Below are 14,314 nucleotides of genomic sequence, written 5' to 3'. Positions count from 1 at the left end.
GGGGACGCGAGATGGACGCAAGCATCGACAGTGACGGCGGCGTGAACGCCGCCGAGGACGCGGTCGCGGAAGCGGCGCGCCAGAAGGCGGCCATTGCGACGCCGCCGCGAGACGTCTCGGCCGCGCGATCGCGCCTGTCGCGTACGATCTCGATCCGCTTCGCGCGGGCGATGCGCGCCGTTCAGTCGCATCTGTCGTCCTCGCTAACCCGCCGCATCGTGGTTCTCAATCTCGGCGGGCTGGTCGCGCTGCTCGCGGGCTTCCTCTATCTCAACCAGTTTCGCGAAGGCCTGATCGACGCGCGCGTGCAGAGCCTGCAGACGCAGGGCGAGATCATCGCCGCCGCGGTGGCGGCTTCGGCGACGGTCGACACCGACGCCATTTCGATCGACCCCGAAAAGCTCTTGAAGCTCGCGCCGGGCGAGAGCGCCAGCGGCGCCGATGGCGGCTCGCCGCTGGAGTTTTCGCTCAATCCCGAGCGCGTCGGGCCGCTGCTGCGGCGCCTCGTGTCGCCGACGCGGCTGCGGGCGCGCATTTACGACCGGGACGGCTTTCTGCTGCTCGACTCGCGTTCCGTCTCGGGCCGCTCCAACATTCTGCGCTTCGAACTCCCGCCGGCCGCCGATCCGCCGACGACCCTCGACGCCTCCTCCTACCTTGAGCGGACGCTGGATTTCGTCCAGCGCCTGGCGCATCGGCCGGAACTGCCGCTTTACGAAGACATCGGGATGGGCAACGGCAAGACCTATCCCGAGGTCGGCAGCGCGCTCGACGGCCACATTCATTCAGTGGTGCGCGCCAACGCCAGGGGCGAAACCATCATCTCCGTCGCCGTGCCCGTCCAGCGCTTCCGCTCCGTGCGCGGCGCGCTGCTGCTCTCGACGATGGGCGGCGACATCGACGCGGTCATCGGCACCGAACGCTGGGGCATCATCCGCATCTTCCTGGTCTCGGCAGGCGTGATGCTGCTGATTTCGCTGTTCTTCACCAACACGATCACGGAACCGATGCGCCGCCTCGCCGAGGCGGCGGAGCGGGTGCGGCGCGGCGTGAAGTCCCGTCAGGAAATCCCGGATTTTTCCGACCGGCCTGACGAGATCGGCCATCTTTCCGGCGCGCTGCGCGACATGACCAAGGCGCTCTACAACCGAATCGACGCGATCGAGCATTTCGCCGCGGACGTCGCGCATGAACTGAAGAATCCACTGACCTCGCTGCGCAGCGCCGTCGAGACTCTGCCGATCGCCAAGACCGACGCCGCGCGCGACAGGCTGCTCGCCATCATCAAACATGACGTTGGCCGTCTCGACCGCTTGATCAGCGATATTTCCGACGCTTCCCGGCTCGACGCGGAGCTGGCGCGCGCCGATATGGGCATGGTCGATCTCTCCGCCGCGCTGTCGACCGTGGTCGACGTGGCGCGCGCCGTTGACCGCGGCGACGGCGTCAGGATTCAACTGACGGTGCGCCCCTCTCCGCACGATCCGCCGCGAGGAGGCTGGCGAGTCCTCGGCCATGACTCGCGTCTCGGCCAGGTGCTCAACAATCTGATCGACAACGCCCGATCGTTCTCGAAGCCCGGCGGCGTCGTGCGCGTGCTGCTATGGCCGGAGCGCGCCAAGGGGCCGGGCGGCCAGCAGATCGAAGGCTATGAGATCATCGTCGACGACGACGGCCCCGGAATCCCCGACGAGGCGTTCGATCGCATCTTCGAGCGCTTTTACACCGACCGGCCGGAACAGGGGTTCGGCCAGAATTCCGGGCTCGGGCTCTCGATATCGCGCCAGATCATCGAGGCGCATGGCGGCCGCATCCGCGCCCTCAACCGCACCCGCGCGCATCCGCAGGGCACTGACGCCCCCCGCGGCGACGACGCCGTGCTCGGCGCGCGCTTCGTCATCTGGCTGCCTGCGGCGCGATGACGCCGCAAGGAAGCGGTTACGTTCACGCCACCGCGCTTGTCCTCGGCGACTTCGGCCTGCTGCTGCGCGGGCCCTCCGGCGCAGGCAAGAGCGCGATCGCCTTGCAGCTGATCTCGGACTGGCGGGCGCGGGGCGCCTTCGCGGCGCTTGTCGGCGACGACAGGATCTCGCTCGAGGCGCGCCACGGCCGGCTGATCGCGCGGCCGCATCCCTCGATCACGGGTCTGATCGAAGCGCGCGGCCTGGGGCTGTTGCGCTTGGACCATGAACCCGCCTGCGTCTTGCGGGCGGCGATCGATCTCCTCGCCCCCGGAGAGCGGCCGCAACGCTATCCGGACCAAGACGAGGCGGCGACCCGGTTGAGCGGCGTGACGCTGCCGCGTATGGTCGAAAACGCCGCAAGCGTCGGAGCGGTCGCACGGATTGCAGCCTACATTCAGAACCTTGCGACAAATTGACGGAGCCGTGCTGTTTTCGCTTGCCTATTTCGCCGCGTTGCACAAAATGTCGCCCCTGTCAGAGCGGGGCGATTACGGCGGGCGCAACGGCTCCCAGGATGCAATTTGGCGCCGTTCGCTTCGGCGGGCCGACGCGGTTTTCAGCATCGGCGCGCAAGAGACGTCTTTCATGAGTGGTAGGGTCGTATGATCGGAATGGTCTTGGTGACCCATGGCCACCTTGCCACTGAGTTTCGCGCGGCGCTCGAACACGTCGTGGGACCTCAAAAGCAGATTGCGGCGATCTCGATCGGGCCCGAGGACGATATGGAGCGCCGGCGCATCGACATCATCGAGGCGATCCGTGAGGCCGACAGCGGCGATGGGGTGGTGCTGCTCACCGACATGTTCGGCGGCACGCCCTCAAATCTCGCGATCTCGGTTATGGACGGCGGAAAGGTGGAGGTGCTCGCGGGCGTCAATTTGCCGATGCTGATAAAGCTCGCTTCGGTCCGCGACACGCAAACTTTGGAGCAGGCCGTTCTGCAGGCGCAGGAAGCCGGCCGCAAATATGTTTACATCGCCAGCAAAGTGCTCAACGCAAAATGAATGAACTCGTGACCGATAAATTGCAGCAGGCTGCGGGCGAAGAGCCCATGTCGCGCGAATTCGCGATCATCAACAAGAAGGGGCTGCACGCCCGCGCGACAGCGAAATTCGTGCAGTGCTGCGAAAAATTCGACGCCGTCATCACCGTCTCGCGAGGCGACGAAACCGTCGGCGGCAGCTCGATCATGGGCATTCTGACGCTCGGCGCGGGCCAGGGCTCGACCATCGTCGTCACCGCGTCGGGGCCGCAGGCGAAGGCCGCTCTCGACGCCCTGGAGGCGCTCGTCGCCAATCGCTTCGGCGAGGACGAATAGACGGACTGTCACCGGGCGCAGACATCCTGGCGACTCTCCCGCCTGCCCGCCCCTTGCGCGCGAGCGGTCAGCCCTGTAGAGCGCGTCCGCCATGCGCGCCGCGTCTTCTGAACAATTGGGCAGGCGCGGCGTTGCGCCTGGCGCATCGCGCTGAAGCTCCTTTCCCGGCAGGCGAGTCGCATGTCCGTCTTTCGCGTCTATGTGCGGGTGCTGGGCCTGTTGCGGCCTCAAGCGCGGCTCGCAATCATCCTCGTCGCGGCCAATCTGGCGCTCGCCGTCGCCGCCTTCGCCGAGCCGATGCTCTTCGGGCGCATCATCGACCGCATGACCCGCGCGCAGGCGCCCGGCGAAACGCTGACATGGAACGATCTCCTGCCGCTGATGTCCGCCTGGGCGGCCTTCGGCCTGTTCTCGATCGGCGGCGCCATTCTCGTCGGCCTTAACGCGGATCGGCTCGCGCACCGCCGCCGCCTCGCGGTGATGTCGGATTATTTCGACCATGTGCTGAGCCTGCCGCTCAGCTTTCACACCAATGTCCACTCAGGCCGCCTGCTGAAGATCATGCTCGACGGGGCGAACGCCATGTCGGGGCTTTGGCTGTCTTTCTTCCGCGAGAATTGCGCGTCTTTCGTCGCGCTCTTCGTGCTCCTGCCGGCGACGCTCTTCGTCAATTGGCGGCTCGGCTCCCTGCTCATGGCGCTCGTCGTGATCTTCTATTTCGTGACGAGTTTCGTGCTTCGCCGCACGGAGGATCTGCAGGGCCAGGTCGAGCGCTACAACACCACTCTCGCCGAACACGCCTCGGATGCGCTCGGCAATATCCCCGTGGTGCAGAGCTTCACCCGCATCGAAAGCGAGTCGCATGCGCTCAACCGCATCATCGACGACGTGCTGGCGGCGCAATTGCCGGTCCTCTCCTGGTGGGCCGTGGTCGCCGTGGCGAGCCGCGCGTCCGGGACGCTGACGATCCTCGCGATTTTTCTGCTCGGCGTCTGGCTGCATCTGCGCGGGCAGGCGACGATCGGCGAAATCGTCGCCTTCATGAGCTTCGCGACGATGCTGATCGCGCGGCTCGAACAGGTCGTCGGATTCGTCAACGTTCTGTTCCAGCAATCGGCGAAGATCGCGGAATTCTTCGGCGTTCTCGACACGCAGCCGACGGTCGCCGACAGCCCTCATGCCCGCGACGCCGAACGGCTCACGGGCGCGGTGGAATTCGAGAACGTCACCTTTTCCTATGACGGACGTCGGCCGGCGGTGCGCGACGTCTCCTTCGCGGCGAAGCCGGGGGAAACGATCGCGCTCGTCGGCTCGACGGGCTCCGGAAAATCGACGACGCTGGCGCTCCTGCATCGCGTCTTCGATCCGGACAGCGGCGCCGTCAAGATCGACGGCGTCGACATCCGCGAATTCACCTTGAGTTCGCTTCGCCGCAACATCGGCGTCGTCTTTCAGGAGCCGATGCTGTTCGCGCGATCGATCGAGGAAAATCTGCGCATCGGCAATCCCGACGCGACGGATGAGGAGATCGCCCATGCGCTCGATCTGGCGCAGGCGGCGGAATTCGTCTCGCGGCAAAGCGACGGGCGGGCGACGCGCGTCGGCGAACGCGGCCGCTCGCTCTCGGGCGGCGAGCGCCAGCGGCTCTCGATCGCAAGGGCGTTGCTGAAGGACCCGCCGATCATGGTCTTCGACGAGGCGACCTCGGCGCTCGACGCAACCACGGAACGCTTGATCCAGAAGGCGCTGGAGGCGGCGACGAAGGGGCGCACGACCTTCGTCATCGCGCACCGGCTGGCGACGGTGCGCAACGCCGACCGCATTCTCGTCTTCGATCAGGGCGAGATCGTCGAGAGCGGCGGCTTCGACGAGCTGGTGGCCAAGGGCGGACGCTTCGCGACTCTCGCGTCGGCGCAATTCATGGCCGAGCCGGCGCAAACGCCGACGCCGCTCGATGGGCTTTACGAGGCGACGGCGCCGCAGACCCGCGCGGGGTGAGAGAGCGGGCGCCGCCGGTTCGCGTAAGAACCGCCAAAACAAAAAGCCGCGCCCCTTTCGGAGCGCGGCCGCAGGCTTCTATAGCGATCTTCTTAGCGGATCACGTAAGGCAGCAGGCCGAGGAAGCGGGCGCGTTTGATCGCCTGCGCGAGTTCGCGCTGCTTCTTGGCCGAAACGGCGGTGATGCGCGACGGCACGATCTTGCCGCGCTCGCTGATGTAGCGGGACAGCAGACGCGTGTCCTTGTAGTCGATCTTCGGCGCGTTGGCGCCGGTGAACGGGCAGGACTTGCGGCGGCGGAAGAAGGGACGACGGGGCGCGGAGCTCATTCTTCCTCTCCTCCTTCAACCTTGCTTTCCTCGCGGCGCGGGCGACGTTCGCCCCGATCGCCTCGATCGCCTCTGTCGCCGCGCGGGCCACGGCGCTCGCCGCGGTCATCGTCCTCGCGCTTGCGCAGCTGCGCCGACGGGCCTTCCTCGAGTTCGTCGACGCGCAGCGTCAGCACGCGCAGAATGTCCTCATTGATGCCCTGCTGGCGCTCCATCTCGGCGATCGCCGCCGGCGGCGCGTCGATGTTCATCAGGGTGAAATGCGCCTTGCGGTTCTTCTTGATCCGATAGGCGAGCGATTTGACGCCCCAATATTCGGTCTTGCCGACCGTGCCGCCGAGCGACGCGATGATGGTTTTGAACTGCCCGGTCAGAGTCTCCACCTGCTGGGGAGAAACGTCCTGACGGGCGAGATAGACATGCTCGTAAAGAGCCATCGACTTTCGCCTTTCCGTTGCCGCGAGCCGTTCCGGCGCCAAGCCCTTCGAGCGCTTCTTAGGGGACGTCCCCTGGAAAGGCTCGAGAAGGAAAGTTCGAAGGCGGAGACACGGGAAGACGGGAGTTTAGACCCTCGCTCGTTTTTCCGCATATTCTGGTCCGAAAACCGCAAAGCACTTTTCGGGAATATGCGACCTCGCGCATATTCTTGTCCGAAAACCGCAAAGCACTTTTCGGGAATATGCGACCTCACGCATATTCTTGTCCGAAACCGCTACCGCCTTTCCGGGAATATGCGCGTCGAGCGCTTCCGTTCAGCCCCCGGCCGGGAACCTCGCGAAGCGCGCTTTATACGCGGCTTTAAGCAGGATGCAAGAGCGCGAGGCGGAGCGGCTTGCCGCACGGCGGCCGCGCCAGTATGGTCGCGCTGTCCCGCCGCCGCCAGGAGAGCCGAGATGACGCGGAAATTCAGGGTGTTCGCGCTGCTGGCCGGCCTCTCCGCGCTGCTCTCCGCCTGCGATAAATGCGGCGGCTTCCAGGAGCTCCGCGTTCCGGGCCAGCCGCACGCCTGCAGGGACGGCGCGCCGCACTGACGCATCCCGCTCAGGAAGCGCAAGCGTTTCTGTTATCATTGTCGGCCTGACGATAGGCGCCGGAGCCCCCGTTTGTCCAACGCCAGCACCTTCCTCGACATGAAGCGCCGGGGAGAGAAGATCGTGGTCGTCACCGCCTATGACGCGCCGACCGCGCGCATCGAGGTCGAGGCGGGGGTCGACATCATTCTCGTCGGCGACAGCGTCGGGGTGAATATTCTCGGCTATGCGCATGAGCGCGAGGTGACGCTCGCCGACATGGCGCATCACATCGCGGCGGTGCGGCGCGGCGCGCCCGAGATCTACATCATCGGCGACCTGCCCTATGCGACCTACGATACGCCCGAACAGGCGATCGAGAGTTCGCGCGTCCTGCGCGAGGCGGGCGCCGATTGCGTGAAATTCGAAGGCGCAGAGCCCGACATCGTGCGCGCCCTGACGGAAGCCGGCTTCGACGTCTGCTGTCATCTGGGGCTGGAATCGCAGCATCACGACGTAAAGCGGCGCCAGGGCAAGACGGCGCAGGCCGCCGCCAAGCTGCTTGGCGACGCACTGGCGCTCGACGCCGCCGGGCAGAAGTTTCTGGTGCTGGAGCTCGTGCCGCATGAACTCGCCGCGCGGGTGACGCGCGCGGTCAGCGCGGCCACGATCGGCATCGGCGCCGGCGCCGCGACCGACGCGCAGGTGCTCGTCGTCAATGATCTTGCCGGGATCACCACGCGCGAATTCAAGCACAACAGGCGCTACGGCGCGGTGGGCGCGGCGCTGCGCGAGGCGGTCGCGGCCTATGCGCGCGATGTTCGCGCCGGCGTTTTTCCCGCGGAAGAGCACGCCTTTCACATGGCCGATGACGAACGCGCCGCCTTTGAGCGCGCTATGCGCGACGACGGGGCCTAAGCCGCCCCGACAACGCCGGGCGGCGCGCCGGCGAGACGCCGACGCCACATGGCTTCGAACAGCGATTCCAGCGCGCGGGTGTATGCATGGACGTCGAAAAGCGCCGTCGTCAGACGATTGGCGGCGAGCTTCGCCCGGAGCGAGGCGGAGCGCAGAGGATCGCCCGCCACGCCTAGCGCGATCCCGAAATATTCCTCGAAATCCGCTGCGATCAATTCGGGCAATCCAATCGCGTGCAGCAGACTGCCGGCGACGCGAGAGGGAAAGGTGTCGCCAGCACAGGTCACGATCGGCACGCCCGCCCAGAGCGCGTCGCTCGCTGTCGTATGAGAATTGAAGGGCGCCGTGTCGAGCGCGAGATCGGCGAGCTGCAGGCGCGCCAGATGTTCGGCCTGCGGCAAATGCGGCGCAAAGACGAGCCGCCGCGCGTCAATTCCGCGTTCGCGCATTTCATTGCGCAGATTGCCTTCCGCCATCGGCGCCGCCGCGAGCCACAGCACCGCGCCTGGCGTTGAGTCGAGCAGCCGCGCCCAGAGATCGAAAATGAACGGCGTCAATTTGTAGGCCTGATTGAAACAGCAATAGACGAAGCCCTCCGCCGGCAGACCCGCAGCGGCGCGCGACGGCGGCGCCTGCAGCGGCGCGCCACGCCCATGCGGCTGGTAGGCGTTCGGGAGATAAGCGAAGGCTTCCGAATAGGCCGACGACGAGGTCGGCGGCGTGACGTAGCGATCGGTGACGATGTAATCGCACACGCCAGACCCAAGCGTGCCGGGATAGCCGAGATAGTTAACCTGTACGGGCGCCGGGCGCAGCATCATCACCCCGGTGCGCGCGCCGTAAGTGAAGCCCTTAAGATCGATCAGGATGTCCACGCCATCCGCATTGATGAGGCGCGCGGCCTCGGAGTCGGTCAATGAAGAAATGTCGGCGAACGCGTCGAAGGCGGCGCGCAACCGCGTCCGCATCGCGCCTTCCCCGCCAGAATAGCTGTAGGCGCGGAGTTCGAAGCGCGACCGATCATGCGCCTCGAGCGTCTCAACGAGAAGATGCGCGGTCGCATGCTCATGGAAGTCGTTCGAGAGATAGCCGACGCAAATTCTGTCGCGGCGGGAGAGATCGAAGCGCATATCGAGGCGCGCGCGCAGCGGTCCGGCCGCCAGGAGCCGCGCAGCGGTCCAACTCTCCGAACAGGCGCGCTGTTCGCGCGCCGTGATTCCGGGCTCCGAAAGCAACAGGAACGGGGGAGTCGGCGGACCATCCGTAAGGGCCAGCGCCGCGCGAATCTGCGGGGCGGCGGAGGCGAAATCGTCCCACTCGCACATGGCGCGGCTGCGCGAAATCGATTTCATGGCGCCCTTTCGCGAGGGGCCGATCCGCACATAGCCGGCCTATGCGCGCCAAGCGATTTCCGTGCCGCAGGACAAAAGCCAGTCGATCGAGTTGCCAGAACTGTAGCCGCCGCTAGAAGATGTCATTTGGTGTCCGCCGTCCGGGCGGTCCGCAGCAAGGCGCATCATGACGACAGCCACGACTTTCAGGGAAACGCCGGTCGGACTCCTGCTCGTCAATCTCGGCACGCCCGATGCGCCCGACGTGGCGGCCGTGCGGCGCTACCTCGCGCAATTTCTTTCCGATCCCCGCGTCGTCGATCTTCCCCGGACGCTATGGCTGCCGATCCTCTATGGCGTCGTGCTCAATACGCGTCCGGCCCGATCGGCGAAGCTCTACGAATCGATCTGGAACAGCGAAACGGGCGAAGGTCCGCTGAAGACATACACGCGTCTGCAGGCGGAAAAGCTGCAGGCGCAATTGGGCGACGGCCGCCGCCTCGTCGTCGACTATGCGCTGCGCTACGGCGCGCCGTCGATCGCCGCGCAGATCGAGTCGCTGGCGGTGAAGGGCTGCGAGCGGATTGCGCTTTTGCCGCTCTATCCGCAATACGCCTCCTCCACCACGGGCTCCGCGGCCGACGCCGCCTTCGACGCCTTACGCGGCATGCGCAAACAGCCCGCCATTCGCATCGGCGCGCCCTATTACGATGACCCGGCCTATATCGATGCGCTCGCGGCGGATGTGACGCGCGCGCTCGCCGCGCTCGATTTCGAGCCGGAGGTCATCGTCGCGTCATTTCACGGCCTGCCGCAGGCGCAGATCGATCGCGGCGATCCTTATCGCGATCACTGCGAGGCGACCTGGCGTCTGCTGTGCGAAAAGCTCGGCATGAGCCCGGAACGGCTGCGTCTCGCCTTTCAGTCGCGCTTCGGGCGCGCGCGGTGGATCGAGCCCTACACGTCCGATGTCGTGACCGAGCTTGCAGGCGCGGGCGTCAAGCGCATCGCCGTCGTGGCGCCGGGCTTCTCCGCCGATTGCCTGGAAACGATCGAGGAGCTCGGCGTCGAGATTCGTGACCTCTTTCTCGAGAAGGGCGGCGCCAAGTTCGCCCGCCTGCCCTGTCTCAACGACAGCGACGAAAGCATGCGGCTCATCGAAATTCTGGCGAAGCGCGAACTCGCGGGATGGATTTAATGCAGATTCCGGACGATCCGCTCGCTTGGACGATTGTCATTCCCGGCGGGCCGCAGGCCTGACCGGGAATCCAGAACTCAAGGACGCTAGTTTTGCTCTGGATTCCCGATCGCGCGCATTGCGCGCGTCGGGAATGACATCCCAGCCGTTAAAGAGGTTTCGCAGGACGCGCCAGCTGCCGATATTCGCTTCGCTATCTTTGCGATAATTCCGTCAGCAATCCGAGCAGCGGCCGAAAGTCGAAGCGCACCTCATGGCGTCCTTCCGGCACCGCGACGGCGCGAAACAGCACATTGGCGCGCAGGATCGGCGCTTCCTCGCCGTCGACGCGCGCGAACCACCAGGGATGCCAGACATCATTCAGCACGAGCCAGCCGCCGCCGGGGGGCGCGCTCACTTCGGCGACGACGCGGTCGTTCTCATAGGTGACGATCTTCGCGATCGCCGGCGGCGCGTCCTTGCGGGTGTGGCAGATCGGCGGCGTCTCCAGGAGCACCGTCTCGCGATAGTCGGCTTCCGGCCATTCGCCGCTCTTCATCATCGCCGCGAAATCGACATGGATGGCGCAGGTCACGAGCATGACGCGCGGCATGGCGTTTGGATTTTCGTAAATGCGAATCTTGCCGATCCGCGTTCGTTCGACGAAGTCGCCAAGCTTGTAGTTCTCGTCGATCTCTTCGATTGGAACGCCGGTCGCGATGAATCGCAGGCCGAGCATGTCCGACAGAACCGAATGATAGGACGGGTAGAGCTTGGAGAATTCGCGCTGCTCGGGCAAAGCGAGATGGTCTCCGGCGCCCGTCGCGTCTTCGAAGAGCCGTAGCCGGATGGGATTATAGCCGAGATCGTGATCGAGGCCGTGGACGAGCGAAGCGTTCGGCCAATGGAAGTCGATCGCTGCGAGTTCGACCCGATCGCGGCGATCCGGCGCGGCCGTCTCTTTGAGCTTCGCTTTGAGATAAGCGATCACCGGATCCTTGCCGCCGATCCGCAGGGCGTCAAACTGCTCCGGCGGCAGCGCCGTCGATTCATTGGGCTCGTTGCCGATCGCAAGATCGGCGCTCATCAGCGCGGCGACCGCCGCGAGGAGATAGGGGCCGCGCAACCGCCGATCGCGCGTCGCAAGAACAAGCCCGACGGCGAGCGCCGCGAACATGGCGCTGATCGCGAGCGGCCACGACGATTGCGCGAGATGTCCCTTCGCGCCAGCGACGAGCGCGGCTGTCAGGAAAAGCCCGGCGATCGCGCCGACAATCCAAAGCGGGCGCGGCGTGACGTCGCCGCGCTCGATCAGAGTGAAGCCATAGCCCGCGAGTATCGCCAGCGTCGCGCCGATGAGGAAGGTCGCGTCCGCCGGCCGTCGCCAAAGATCGACGCCCGGCAGCTGATAGAAGAGCGCGAAGGCCGGCGTGTAGCGGCCGACCGCATAGAGGGCGAAAAGCAGCGCGGCGGCGGCGAAGAAGCGGATTTCTTTATTCGCGAAGAAACGCCTGCCCATCGCGGCGATCAAGGCCACGAGCGTCAGTTCGCCCATGTAAAGATCTGTCATGTTGCGGGCGAGAAAAAGATCGCGCTCGCCGACCGGCGGACCCCAGAAATCTTTGAGCGGACCGTCCGTTCCGAACAGATTGGCGGAGATGAGCGTCAAGAAGGAGCCCGGCGGCAGCGAGCCCTTGAGCGCGCCGTCGAGATCGATTTCCGGTCGGTTGGAATTCGCGGCGAGCTCCAGCGTGAAAGCGAGCGGGACGGCGATGATCGCCACGCCGACGAGGGCGCCCGACGCGAGCGGCGCGAGCGCGCTGAGCTTCGGCAAGTCGTCCGTGGCGATGCGATAGAGCGCATAGGTGGAAAGCATCAGCACGCTCAGGAAAGCGACCTGGTCTCTTCCGAGCACCAGCAGCGCCGCGGCGGCGCCAGCCGCCGCGCCATAGAGCGCCGAGCGCCGATCGAGCGCGCGCGCCAGCAGCCACAGCGTTACCGGAAGCCACGCGAGACTCATGATCTGGCCGACATGCTGGAGTCGCCACGCCGCCGAGCCGCCGAAGGCGAAAGCGAGCGCGGCGAGCAATCCTCCCGCGGCGCTCCAGCCGCGGTCGCGGAAATAGGCGATCAGCGCGAGACCGCCCATCGCCAGCATCGCGAAGACGAGGGAGTCGGCCAGGGCGAAGGAAGGTTCGGGAACGATCGCCGCCGCCAACAGGAAAAAGGGCGAGAAGATCAGCGATTGCGGATCGGCGATCTGCGGCATTCCCGCGAAGACGTTCGGCGTCCAGAACGGCGACTGGCCACTGTGCAAGGCGTGGGCGAGAAAGGCGAATTGCGGATAGAAATGCGCCTTCGCGTCCCAGGGGATGGTCACCCGTCCCGAGAGCCAGGGAAAGGCGAGCGCCATCGCGCAGACGAGGAAAAACGCCGCCGCCTGGGCGTAAGGCTGACCTTCCAGGCCGCCCGCGCTCCTACCGATTCGTTGCATCGCCATAGTTCTAGCGGTTTCGGTCCATGGCTTAAAGCCGCGCTTCAGGCGTTCGCCTGAGGCCAAAACGCGCGGCGAGCGCGTCAAGATCAACGTCCACGCGGCGCTTGTCATCCGTTTCGAGCAACAGCCGCAACCCCATCCCGCGCAGCATGTCGACGAAAGCGATGATGTCCGGGTCGTCCGCCTTGCGCCCGAAGAGCGGCGCAAGTTGGTCAGCCACGCCGCGGGCGTGGGCGGCGAGCGTCTCGCGAACTTCCGAGTGATCGCTCGCCTGCGCCACGACGCTCAGGAAGAAACGCATCTTATTGCGATCGAACATGAGCGTGCGCACCGCCTCGAGGGGGTGGGCCTCGCCTCCCGTCGATCCGCGCTTCGGCTTATGCGCCTGCGCGTGAGACGCTTCCAGCGTTGCGGCGAGCAAATCCGTCTTGCGCGGAAAATAATATGTCAGATGCGACTGCCGCAATCCCGCCGCGGCGGCGACGCGGGGTTGGGTCAGCGCTGTGACGCCCTCTTTCCTGATAATTTTGAGCGCAGCGTCCAGAATGCGCTGGCGCGCGCTTTTTTCCACCGTCGCCATTCGAACTCATTCAACCTTCGCCGCGCGAGCGTCGTATCAAAAAAAACCCGCCGCGGAAATGTTTCCCGCGCCCTTGCGCCGCCATTGATTGGTAATATACCAATGCACGCGCGCCGCGCCGACATTGGAGCGAATTGATGAGATTTTTTCTAATAGCGACGATCAGCGCGGGGATGTGCCTCGGCGCGCGGGCCGACGACGGGTCCGAAGCCGCGCGCCGCCTGCTTTTCGAAACATTCGACAAGCCCGAAACGCGGCTGCTCGTCGACGCCATCGTCGTCGAAGGGGACGCCGCCGTCGCCGACTGGCGCCAGGGCGAACTCGGCGGCCGGGCCTTTCTCACGCGTAAGGGCGACGCCTGGAGCATCGCCCTGTGCGCCGGCGACGCCTTGAAGGACAGCGCCACGCTCGAGCGGCTCGGCGTTTCGAAGGCCAACGCCGAGGCGCTTTCGAAGCGGCTCGCCGTGAAGGAGCAGCGGCTCTCTCCCGACGTCGTCGAGCGCTTTTCCCGATTTGACGGCATGGCCGCCGTCGACGCGGATGGCGGCCACTCGCCGCTCGATCCGCATCACAAGCCCATTCCCTGATCATCGGCACTGTTGCGCCCGAGCCACAGCGCAAAAAAATCCGTCCCGGCGCCCGGCCAAACCGTTGCCGCACGTAATTTGGTATATTACCAATTTTCTGGGCTCGGCGCTGTTCGCCGTCCTTCGTCTTCGCCTCGTGGGCGAGAGCAGCTCGGGAATCTGAGAAAAGATGGCGGCCCTCGCGAGACCCTCTCGCTCCATAATTCTTCGGCGCATCGGAGCGCTGTGGATCGCCGCGCTTTTCGCGCTTGCGGCGCTCTCCTTCGCCGCCCCGGCGCACGCCGCGCATGCGCCGCACGGCGCGGCCGCGCACTGCCAGAATAGTTCCTCGCCTGCGCCGGCGGAACATCCCTGTGGCGGCGACGAATGCTGTCCGCTCTGCGGCCACAGCCAGAAGGATCTGATCTTTTCCTTTTTCGAGCCCGTATCGAGCTTCATCGCCTATGCGCCGCCCCGCGCCACAACCCAGGCATTCGCAGCCTCCCGGCCGCCAGCGCTGGAAAGCGTGCGCGAGCGCTCCCGCGCAGCGCCGCGCGCGCCGCCGCACTTCTCCTGATCGCGTCAGTCCTCCCTTAACGATCGCGCGGCGCGACGCCGCTCAGGAG

Annotated in this window: 15 protein-coding genes; 10 read left to right on the top strand and 5 right to left on the bottom strand. The window is 65.8% G+C overall.

Translation table 11 applies throughout. The features are described 5' to 3' along the window. Window positions 1-11 precede the first annotated feature (11 nt). From AC0X69_RS13855 to AC0X69_RS13835, 5 genes are all read left to right on the top strand, one after another. Entirely contained in the window at window positions 12-1,922 is a 1,911-nt protein-coding gene (locus tag AC0X69_RS13855) for a sensor histidine kinase (protein ID WP_482608379.1), read from the top strand. After that, the gene (locus tag AC0X69_RS13850) at window positions 1,919-2,380 is read left to right on the top strand and encodes an HPr kinase/phosphorylase (protein WP_482608378.1); all 462 of its coding nucleotides are present in this window, start codon (window positions 1,919-1,921) and stop codon (window positions 2,378-2,380) included. The genes AC0X69_RS13855 and AC0X69_RS13850 overlap by 4 nt, the downstream gene beginning before the upstream one ends. Before the next feature lie 186 nt (window positions 2,381-2,566). Next, a complete protein-coding gene (locus AC0X69_RS13845) occupies window positions 2,567-2,968 on the top strand; it encodes a PTS sugar transporter subunit IIA (RefSeq protein WP_482608377.1) in 402 nt (133 codons plus the stop codon). Continuing rightward, window positions 2,965-3,282, top strand: a complete 318-nt coding sequence (locus AC0X69_RS13840) for an HPr family phosphocarrier protein (protein ID WP_482608376.1) — start codon at window positions 2,965-2,967, stop codon at window positions 3,280-3,282. The genes AC0X69_RS13845 and AC0X69_RS13840 overlap by 4 nt, the downstream gene beginning before the upstream one ends. 180 nt (window positions 3,283-3,462) lie before the next feature. Beyond that, the gene (locus tag AC0X69_RS13835; protein ID WP_482608375.1) at window positions 3,463-5,280 is read left to right on the top strand and encodes a glucan ABC transporter ATP-binding protein/ permease; all 1,818 of its coding nucleotides are present in this window, start codon (window positions 3,463-3,465) and stop codon (window positions 5,278-5,280) included. Window positions 5,281-5,372: 92 nt separating this feature from the next. On the opposite strand, the gene rpsR is transcribed toward AC0X69_RS13835, so the two are convergent. Further along, window positions 5,373-5,609, bottom strand: a complete 237-nt coding sequence (gene rpsR, locus AC0X69_RS13830; protein WP_482608374.1) for a 30S ribosomal protein S18 — start codon at window positions 5,607-5,609, stop codon at window positions 5,373-5,375. Next, window positions 5,606-6,046: a 30S ribosomal protein S6 gene (rpsF, locus tag AC0X69_RS13825; protein WP_482608373.1), complete on the bottom strand. Its 441-nt coding sequence runs from the start codon at window positions 6,044-6,046 to the stop codon at window positions 5,606-5,608. Before rpsF ends, rpsR begins: the two co-directional genes overlap by 4 nt. 456 nt (window positions 6,047-6,502) lie before the next feature. On the opposite strand from rpsF, the gene AC0X69_RS13820 reads away from it, so the two are divergent. Both AC0X69_RS13820 and panB read left to right on the top strand, forming a co-directional pair. Next, window positions 6,503-6,640, top strand: a complete 138-nt coding sequence (locus AC0X69_RS13820) for a hypothetical protein (RefSeq protein ID WP_482608372.1) — start codon at window positions 6,503-6,505, stop codon at window positions 6,638-6,640. A 99-nt stretch (window positions 6,641-6,739) separates the two neighbouring features. After that, window positions 6,740-7,537 carry a 3-methyl-2-oxobutanoate hydroxymethyltransferase gene (gene panB / locus AC0X69_RS13815; protein ID WP_482613404.1) on the top strand — a complete coding sequence of 266 codons (798 nt, stop codon included), beginning with the start codon at window positions 6,740-6,742 and terminating at the stop codon, window positions 7,535-7,537. Here the strand turns inward: panB and AC0X69_RS13810 are convergent. Continuing rightward, complete coding sequence (locus AC0X69_RS13810; protein WP_482608371.1) at window positions 7,534-8,889, bottom strand: O-linked N-acetylglucosamine transferase, SPINDLY family protein; 1,356 nt, start codon at window positions 8,887-8,889, stop codon at window positions 7,534-7,536. The two genes, panB and AC0X69_RS13810, sit on opposite strands and share 4 nt — an antisense overlap. A 166-nt stretch (window positions 8,890-9,055) precedes the next feature. Between AC0X69_RS13810 and hemH the strand changes: the two genes are divergently transcribed. Next, entirely contained in the window at window positions 9,056-10,066 is a 1,011-nt protein-coding gene (gene hemH / locus AC0X69_RS13805) for a ferrochelatase (protein WP_482608370.1), read from the top strand. 193 nt (window positions 10,067-10,259) lie between these two features. Here hemH and AC0X69_RS13800 read toward each other — a convergent pair whose 3' ends face one another. Together AC0X69_RS13800 and AC0X69_RS13795 are read right to left on the bottom strand one after the other, a co-directional pair. Beyond that, on the bottom strand, window positions 10,260-12,545 hold the full coding sequence (locus AC0X69_RS13800) for a glycosyltransferase family protein (protein ID WP_482608369.1): 2,286 nt from the start codon (window positions 12,543-12,545) through the stop codon (window positions 10,260-10,262). A gap of 25 nt (window positions 12,546-12,570) precedes the next feature. After that, complete coding sequence (locus tag AC0X69_RS13795) at window positions 12,571-13,122, bottom strand: TetR family transcriptional regulator (RefSeq protein WP_482608368.1); 552 nt, start codon at window positions 13,120-13,122, stop codon at window positions 12,571-12,573. A gap of 137 nt (window positions 13,123-13,259) precedes the next feature. Between AC0X69_RS13795 and AC0X69_RS13790 the strand changes: the two genes are divergently transcribed. Together AC0X69_RS13790 and AC0X69_RS13785 are read left to right on the top strand one after the other, a co-directional pair. After that, on the top strand, window positions 13,260-13,709 hold the full coding sequence (locus AC0X69_RS13790) for a copper uptake system-associated protein (RefSeq protein ID WP_482608367.1): 450 nt from the start codon (window positions 13,260-13,262) through the stop codon (window positions 13,707-13,709). A 169-nt stretch (window positions 13,710-13,878) separates the two neighbouring features. Then, a complete protein-coding gene (locus AC0X69_RS13785; RefSeq protein ID WP_482608366.1) occupies window positions 13,879-14,265 on the top strand; it encodes a hypothetical protein in 387 nt (128 codons plus the stop codon). Window positions 14,266-14,314 lie beyond the last annotated feature (49 nt).

The sequence above is a fragment of the Methylocystis sp. Uni0008 genome (assembly GCF_056838045.1).
This window is presented reverse-complemented; position numbering and strand designations above follow the sequence as displayed.

Excerpts from the sequence above, each read along its gene's own strand:
- AC0X69_RS13855 (WP_482608379.1), top strand. The coding sequence starts at position 12 with ATGGACGCAAGCATCGACAGTGACGGCGGCGTGAACGCCGCCGAGGAC.
- AC0X69_RS13850 (WP_482608378.1), top strand. The coding sequence starts at position 1,919 with ATGACGCCGCAAGGAAGCGGTTACGTTCACGCCACCGCGCTTGTCCTC.
- AC0X69_RS13845 (WP_482608377.1), top strand. The coding sequence starts at position 2,567 with ATGATCGGAATGGTCTTGGTGACCCATGGCCACCTTGCCACTGAGTTT.
- AC0X69_RS13840 (WP_482608376.1), top strand. The coding sequence starts at position 2,965 with ATGAATGAACTCGTGACCGATAAATTGCAGCAGGCTGCGGGCGAAGAG.
- AC0X69_RS13835 (WP_482608375.1), top strand. The coding sequence starts at position 3,463 with ATGTCCGTCTTTCGCGTCTATGTGCGGGTGCTGGGCCTGTTGCGGCCT.
- rpsR (WP_482608374.1), bottom strand. The coding sequence starts at position 5,609 with ATGAGCTCCGCGCCCCGTCGTCCCTTCTTCCGCCGCCGCAAGTCCTGC.
- rpsF (WP_482608373.1), bottom strand. The coding sequence starts at position 6,046 with ATGGCTCTTTACGAGCATGTCTATCTCGCCCGTCAGGACGTTTCTCCC.
- AC0X69_RS13820 (WP_482608372.1), top strand. The coding sequence starts at position 6,503 with ATGACGCGGAAATTCAGGGTGTTCGCGCTGCTGGCCGGCCTCTCCGCG.
- panB (WP_482613404.1), top strand. The coding sequence starts at position 6,740 with ATGAAGCGCCGGGGAGAGAAGATCGTGGTCGTCACCGCCTATGACGCG.
- AC0X69_RS13810 (WP_482608371.1), bottom strand. The coding sequence starts at position 8,889 with ATGAAATCGATTTCGCGCAGCCGCGCCATGTGCGAGTGGGACGATTTC.
- hemH (WP_482608370.1), top strand. The coding sequence starts at position 9,056 with ATGACGACAGCCACGACTTTCAGGGAAACGCCGGTCGGACTCCTGCTC.
- AC0X69_RS13800 (WP_482608369.1), bottom strand. The coding sequence starts at position 12,545 with ATGGCGATGCAACGAATCGGTAGGAGCGCGGGCGGCCTGGAAGGTCAG.
- AC0X69_RS13795 (WP_482608368.1), bottom strand. The coding sequence starts at position 13,122 with ATGGCGACGGTGGAAAAAAGCGCGCGCCAGCGCATTCTGGACGCTGCG.
- AC0X69_RS13790 (WP_482608367.1), top strand. The coding sequence starts at position 13,260 with ATGAGATTTTTTCTAATAGCGACGATCAGCGCGGGGATGTGCCTCGGC.
- AC0X69_RS13785 (WP_482608366.1), top strand. The coding sequence starts at position 13,879 with ATGGCGGCCCTCGCGAGACCCTCTCGCTCCATAATTCTTCGGCGCATC.